We start from the raw sequence: 5545 nt of genomic DNA on the forward strand, positions 1-5545 counted from the left end.
AGATCATTAAGAGATTATGAAGAACAACTTGTGTGGATTTTTACTGGTTGATCGATCGAAATTATTTTCATTGATTGATGGTAGAAATTACTCGAAGTTTATTTGAGCAAATTTTTTGTCAGAAAATTGATGAGCCAAGATTTGTAGCCATAAGCTACTAATGATTTTAAACTGAAGAGTTTGATCATGGCTCAGATTGAACGCTGGCGGCAGGCTTAACACATGCAAGTCGAGCGGGGAAGGGTAGCTTGCTACCTAACCTAGCGGCGGACGGGTGAGTAATGCTTAGGAATCTGCCTATTAGTGGGGGACAACATCTCGAAAGGGATGCTAATACCGCATACGTCCTACGGGAGAAAGCAGGGGACCTTCGGGCCTTGCGCTAATAGATGAGCCTAAGTCGGATTAGCTAGTTGGTGGGGTAAAGGCCTACCAAGGCGACGATCTGTAGCGGGTCTGAGAGGATGATCCGCCACACTGGGACTGAGACACGGCCCAGACTCCTACGGGAGGCAGCAGTGGGGAATATTGGACAATGGGGGGAACCCTGATCCAGCCATGCCGCGTGTGTGAAGAAGGCCTTTTGGTTGTAAAGCACTTTAAGCGAGGAGGAGGCTACTGGTATTAATACTACCGGATAGTGGACGTTACTCGCAGAATAAGCACCGGCTAACTCTGTGCCAGCAGCCGCGGTAATACAGAGGGTGCGAGCGTTAATCGGATTTACTGGGCGTAAAGCGTGCGTAGGCGGCTTTTTAAGTCGGATGTGAAATCCCTGAGCTTAACTTAGGAATTGCATTCGATACTGGGAGGCTAGAGTATGGGAGAGGATGGTAGAATTCCAGGTGTAGCGGTGAAATGCGTAGAGATCTGGAGGAATACCGATGGCGAAGGCAGCCATCTGGCCTAATACTGACGCTGAGGTACGAAAGCATGGGGAGCAAACAGGATTAGATACCCTGGTAGTCCATGCCGTAAACGATGTCTACTAGCCGTTGGGGCCTTTGAGGCTTTAGTGGCGCAGCTAACGCGATAAGTAGACCGCCTGGGGAGTACGGTCGCAAGACTAAAACTCAAATGAATTGACGGGGGCCCGCACAAGCGGTGGAGCATGTGGTTTAATTCGATGCAACGCGAAGAACCTTACCTGGTCTTGACATACAGAGAACTTTCCAGAGATGGATTGGTGCCTTCGGGAACTCTGATACAGGTGCTGCATGGCTGTCGTCAGCTCGTGTCGTGAGATGTTGGGTTAAGTCCCGCAACGAGCGCAACCCTTTTCCTTACTTGCCATCGGGTCATGCCGGGAACTTTAAGGATACTGCCAGTGACAAACTGGAGGAAGGCGGGGACGACGTCAAGTCATCATGGCCCTTACGACCAGGGCTACACACGTGCTACAATGGTCGGTACAAAGGGTTGCTACCTAGCGATAGGATGCTAATCTCAAAAAGCCGATCGTAGTCCGGATTGGAGTCTGCAACTCGACTCCATGAAGTCGGAATCGCTAGTAATCGCGGATCAGAATGCCGCGGTGAATACGTTCCCGGGCCTTGTACACACCGCCCGTCACACCATGGGAGTTTGTTGCACCAGAAGTAGGTAGTCTAACCGCAAGGAGGACGCTTACCACGGTGTGGCCGATGACTGGGGTGAAGTCGTAACAAGGTAGCCGTAGGGGAACCTGCGGCTGGATCACCTCCTTAACGAAAGATTGACGATTGGTAAGAATCCACAACAAGTTGTTCTTCATGACGATGTATCTGAGGGTCTGTAGCTCAGTTGGTTAGAGCACACGCTTGATAAGCGTGGGGTCACAAGTTCAAGTCTTGTCAGACCCACCACTACTGACGAAGCGATAATGCAGACGAAGTAAAGATATAACGTTAATAATCGATATGATTTAAGCTGGGGACTTAGCTTAGTTGGTAGAGCGCCTGCTTTGCACGCAGGAGGTCAGGAGTTCGACTCTCCTAGTCTCCACCATAGATTATAGAGCTTAGTAAGTTCATACTTATTAACCTCTGTGATTTATCACAGTTTACTGTGCATCGACGAGATGGCAGTTAATCATTAACAGAATATATTTGAGTTGAAATAAATTGTTCATACTCGTTTTATCCAACACTAACAGTGATTTATTACTGCGATGTGAAGGAGAGAATGAGTTACTAGCGATTAAACTGAATCAAGCGTTTTGGTATATGAATCTAATTGAAGCTGTACGGTGCTTAAATGCACAAGACGCCAACTGTATGAGCGTGATGAGAGATCATCATGATCTGTTGCTTATCCTACTTGTGGGATAAACGACTGTTTGGGGTTGTATAGTCAAGTAATTAAGTGCATGTGGTGGATGCCTTGGCAGTCAGAGGCGATGAAAGACGTAATAGCCTGCGATAAGCTCCGGGGAGGCGGCAAATATCCTGTGATCCGGAGATTTCTGAATGGGGGAACCCACTTACCATAAGGTAGGTATCATACACTGAATACATAGGTGTATGAGGCAAACGAGGGGAAGTGAAACATCTCAGTACCCTTAGGAAAAGAAATCAATTGAGATTCCCTCAGTAGCGGCGAGCGAACGGGGAAAAGCCCATTAAGTTATATCAGCTTTAGTGGAATGCTCTGGGAAGTGCAACCATAGTAGGTGATAGTCCTGTACACGAAAGGGCTGATATGATGATGTCGAGTAGGGCGAGGCACGTGAAACCTTGTCTGAATATGGGGGGACCATCCTCCAAGGCTAAATACTCCTGACTGACCGATAGTGAACCAGTACCGTGAGGGAAAGGCGAAAAGAACCCCTGTGAGGGGAGTGAAATAGATCCTGAAACCGCATGCATACAAGCAGTGGGAGCCGACTTGTTCGGTGACTGCGTACCTTTTGTATAATGGGTCAGCGACTTATATTCAGTAGCGAGGTTAACCGTATAGGGGAGCCGTAGAGAAATCGAGTCTTAATAGGGCGTTTAGTTGCTGGGTATAGACCCGAAACCGGGTGATCTATCCATGAGCAGGTTGAAGGTTAGGTAACACTGACTGGAGGACCGAACCCACTGTCGTTGAAAAGCCAGGGGATGACTTGTGGATAGGGGTGAAAGGCTAATCAAACTCGGTGATAGCTGGTTCTCCCCGAAAGCTATTTAGGTAGCGCCTCGGACGAATACCATTGGGGGTAGAGCACTGTTTCGGCTAGGGGGTCATCCCGACTTACCAAACCGATGCAAACTCCGAATACCAATGAGTACTATCCGGGAGACAGACTGCGGGTGCTAACGTCCGTAGTCAAGAGGAAAACAATCCAGACCGCCAGCTAAGGCCCCAAAATCATAGTTAAGTGGGAAACGATGTGGGAAGGCATAGACAGCTAGGAGGTTGGCTTAGAAGCAGCCACCCTTTAAAGAAAGCGTAATAGCTCACTAGTCGAGTCGGCCTGCGCGGAAGATGTAACGGGGCTAAAACTATGTGCCGAAGCTGCGGATGTATACATTGTATACGTGGTAGGGGAGCGTTCTGTAAGCCGATGAAGGTGGATTGAGAAGTCTGCTGGAGGTATCAGAAGTGCGAATGCTGACGTGAGTAACGACAAAGCGGGTGAAAAACCCGCTCGCTGAAAGACCAAGGGTTCCAGTCCAACGTTAATCGGGGCTGGGTGAGTCGACCCCTAAGGCGAGGCCGAAAGGCGTAGTCGATGGGAAATTGGTTAATATTCCAATACTTCAGTGTAATGCGATGAGAGGACGGAGAAGGTTAAGTCAGCCTGGCGTTGGTTGTCCAGGTGGAAGGAAGTAGGCATGCATCTTAGGCAAATCCGGGGTGCTCTATGCTGAGATCTGATAGCAAGCTGTACTTGTACAGTGAAGTGGCTGATACCATACTTCCAGGAAAAGTCTCTAAGCTTCAGTTACACTGGAATCGTACCCGAAACCGACACAGGTGGTCAGGTCGAGTAGACCAAAGCGCTTGAGAGAACTCTGCTGAAGGAACTAGGCAAAATGGTACCGTAACTTCGGGAGAAGGTACGCTGCTTTTGGTGATGGAACTTGCTTCCTGAGCTGAGAGCAGCCACAGAAACCAGGCCCCTGCAACTGTTTATTAAAAACATAGCACTCTGCAAACACGAAAGTGGACGTATAGGGTGTGATGCCTGCCCGGTGCTGGAAGGTTAATTGATGGGGTTAGCGTAAGCGAAGCTCTTGATCGAAGCCCCAGTAAACGGCGGCCGTAACTATAACGGTCCTAAGGTAGCGAAATTCCTTGTCGGGTAAGTTCCGACCTGCACGAATGGCATAATGATGGGGGCGCTGTCTCCAGCAGAGGCTCAGTGAAATCGAAATCGCCGTGAAGATGCGGTGTACCCGCGGCTAGACGGAAAGACCCCGTGAACCTTTACTGCAGCTTGACATTGAACTTTGATCTTACTTGTGTAGGATAGGTGGGAGGCTTTGAAATCAGGACGCCAGTTCTGATGGAGCCGTCCTTGAAATACCACCCTGGTAATATTGAGGTTCTAACTCTGTCCCGTTATCCGGGACGAGGACCATGTCTGGTGGGTAGTTTGACTGGGGCGGTCTCCTCCTAAAGAGTAACGGAGGAGTACGAAGGTGCGCTCAGCGTGGTCGGAAATCACGCGTAGAGTATAAAGGCAAAAGCGCGCTTAACTGCGAGACCCACAAGTCGAGCAGGTACGAAAGTAGGTCTTAGTGATCCGGTGGTTCTGTATGGAAGGGCCATCGCTCAACGGATAAAAGGTACTCTGGGGATAACAGGCTGATACCGCCCAAGAGTTCATATCGACGGCGGTGTTTGGCACCTCGATGTCGGCTCATCTCATCCTGGGGCTGAAGCAGGTCCCAAGGGTATGGCTGTTCGCCATTTAAAGAGGTACGCGAGCTGGGTTTAGAACGTCGTGAGACAGTTCGGTCCCTATCTACCGTGGGCGCTGGAAATTTGAGAGGATCTGCTCCTAGTACGAGAGGACCAGAGTGGACGAACCTCTGGTGTACCGGTTGTGACGCCAGTCGCATCGCCGGGTAGCTATGTTCGGAAGGGATAACCGCTGAAAGCATCTAAGCGGGAAGCCTACCTCAAGATAAGATTTCCCCGAGGCTTTATGCCTCCTAAAGAGCCGTTGAAGACTACGACGTTGATAGGTTGGATGTGGAAGCATGGTGACATGTGAAGCTGACCAATACTAATTGCTCGTGAGGCTTGACTATACAACACCCAAACAGTTGTTGTATTAAAGCTCAATCGATTCATAACTGATCGAAAGACCAGTAAAATACTTGATTTAGTGAACGCTAAAGAACAAAATATGAAACTCAGATATACCTGTTAATAACTCATTTGACCAAGCAACGGCAAGCAACGCAGCAATGCAAAGCGAATAAGACCAAACGCAAAGTCATAACAGTTGTGCTGGCGACCATAGCAAGAGTGAACCACCTGATCCCTTCCCGAACTCAGAAGTGAAACCTCTTAGCGCTGATGGTAGTGTGGGATTACCCATGTGAGAGTAAGTCATCGCCAGCTCATTATT

General features: G+C 49.0%; 2 tRNA genes and 3 rRNA genes. All 5 read left to right on the plus strand.

What is annotated here, in order from left to right:
• Positions 1-168: 168 nt before the first annotated feature.
• The 5 genes from ACPUEY_RS13835 to rrf all read left to right on the plus strand — a co-directional run bounded on the left by ACPUEY_RS13835 (position 169) and on the right by rrf (position 5538).
• Positions 169-1706: ribosomal RNA gene (locus ACPUEY_RS13835) — 16S ribosomal RNA — on the plus strand.
• Positions 1707-1767: 61 nt separating this feature from the next.
• A tRNA-Ile gene (locus ACPUEY_RS13840) sits at positions 1768-1844 on the plus strand.
• Between the two features lie 66 nt (positions 1845-1910).
• Positions 1911-1986, plus strand: a tRNA-Ala gene (locus ACPUEY_RS13845).
• Positions 1987-2329: 343 nt separating this feature from the next.
• Positions 2330-5222 (plus strand): 23S ribosomal RNA (locus ACPUEY_RS13850).
• 201 nt (positions 5223-5423) lie between these two features.
• Positions 5424-5538 (plus strand): 5S ribosomal RNA (gene rrf, locus ACPUEY_RS13855).
• The 16S, 23S and 5S rRNA genes sit together here with 2 tRNA genes alongside, the layout of an rRNA operon.
• The last annotated feature ends 7 nt before the right edge of the window (positions 5539-5545 follow it).

Origin of the sequence: Acinetobacter sp. G11, assembly GCF_049808495.1 — a bacterium.
Lineage (GTDB): Bacteria > Pseudomonadota > Gammaproteobacteria > Pseudomonadales > Moraxellaceae > Acinetobacter > Acinetobacter kookii.